3 protein-coding genes are annotated in these 1,484 nt (G+C 40.8%); 1 reads left to right on the plus strand and 2 read right to left on the minus strand.

The genetic code is table 11. The features are described from left to right. On the plus strand, positions 1–439 hold a 439-nt coding region (locus A3761_RS28150), incomplete at its 5' end, for a hypothetical protein (protein WP_197473213.1). 71 nt (positions 440–510) lie between these two features. On the opposite strand, the gene A3761_RS25970 is transcribed toward A3761_RS28150, so the two are convergent. Then, complete coding sequence (locus A3761_RS25970; RefSeq protein ID WP_082865228.1) at positions 511–1,362, minus strand: pre-peptidase C-terminal domain-containing protein; 852 nt, start codon at positions 1,360–1,362, stop codon at positions 511–513. Continuing rightward, complete coding sequence (locus A3761_RS29100; protein ID WP_082865194.1) at positions 1,313–1,483, minus strand: IS3 family transposase; 171 nt, start codon at positions 1,481–1,483, stop codon at positions 1,313–1,315. Before A3761_RS29100 ends, A3761_RS25970 begins: the two co-directional genes overlap by 50 nt. Position 1,484 lies beyond the last annotated feature (1 nt).

The following is a 1,484-nucleotide window of genomic DNA, read 5'->3' on the forward strand; positions in this document are numbered from 1 at the left end:
AGTTTTGAGTCAATCAGAACTCGATTTTGAGCCTTATCTTAATCTGATCATAAACAGCATTAACTATAAACCCGCGCTCCCCAACAATCATGTTGAGGAAGATTCGTATTTGAGAGCTTCACTGCACAAGGATCACATTGAGTTTACAAACAAGTCTGATAGCTCAATTGAGCTTGACTCATTAAAGCTCAGCCTAAATGGTTTTCTGATTGAGACCGAGTTAAACAAACCTTTAAAAAAGGGCGAAACTTACAAGCACTTTCTGACAAAAGCCAATCTTAAAACTTATTCTCCATTATTTTCAGGGTTAACTAAGGAACAAGCGGATAAGACGAAAGTACTTACTACACTTATTATTGATTATAGGCACGATACCGGTTCTCATACCCTAAATGGTCAAAACGAAGAATCGCCCCTGACAACTCTTCTTCAGAATTGAACTATTAGATAATCATTGTTGCGGATTAATAATATGACTGGCCCCAATAAATTTGGAGCCAGTCGAAGATCTTATTGCAAAGTTACCTCAAACTCATAAGCATGATAATCCTCTAAATGACCATTCGTATAGTTATAAAAGAGCTCAATTACCGCATTGGTTTGCGTCAGGCTTTCAATTATGAACTGTTGCTCTACACCAACGGATAATGGCGATTCAGGCACAAAGCTAACCGTACCGTCTTCGTCAGTCACCTTGATCTGTAAACGTGACGCAGAACTTCTGTTCGGTCCATCCGTTGCCGTTACGGTAAGCAGATACTGGTTACCTGGGTAAAGGGCGACCGCGTAACTATCGACATTATCACGGCTACCCATCTCAAGCTGACTAACTATAGGCTGAGAGACGTCAACGGCATAAGCTAAACGTGGCGTCTCATTGGGTTCCATGTTATTTTCAGTTGAATGAGGATTATCCCAAGTTTCTCTCGGTTCCCAGATTGCCACTTCATATTTGAAATAATCATTCTGATAAATCGTACCAAGTTGAGATAGTATTCGGAGATAATAAGTACCTGTTTCAGTCACCGAGAACTCGCCGCTTGAAGCGATATCCTGATGCAAATCATAATTTGATACAACAGGTGAGCCATCTTCATCGATTACTTCAAACTGTAAGCCACCAGCAGTGGTACTACCCGAGCCTTGTAAATTTACACTCTTGATACTGTAAATCGTGCCCTTGGTTAAGGAGTATTGATAAACGTCGACCTTGTCTTCACCTCCTATTAAGAGCTCTGAAAGATAGGTTTTGTTTAAATCTGCGAGCTTCGCAGTATTGTGCGTCTCGTTAGGTTCGAAAGTGTTGTAGTGGTCAACTAAAACTGGCCAGCCCGTTATAAGTTTTTTCGTAAGCCTGTTCAGTCAATAACGGTGACATACCACCATTATGATGATGAGGCCGATGACGATTGTAGTAACCATTAATGTATTGATCGATAGCTGCTTCTGCTTCCATAAACGATTCATATCCTGATCGCGGCATC

Source organism: Oleiphilus sp. HI0123, from assembly GCF_001635315.1.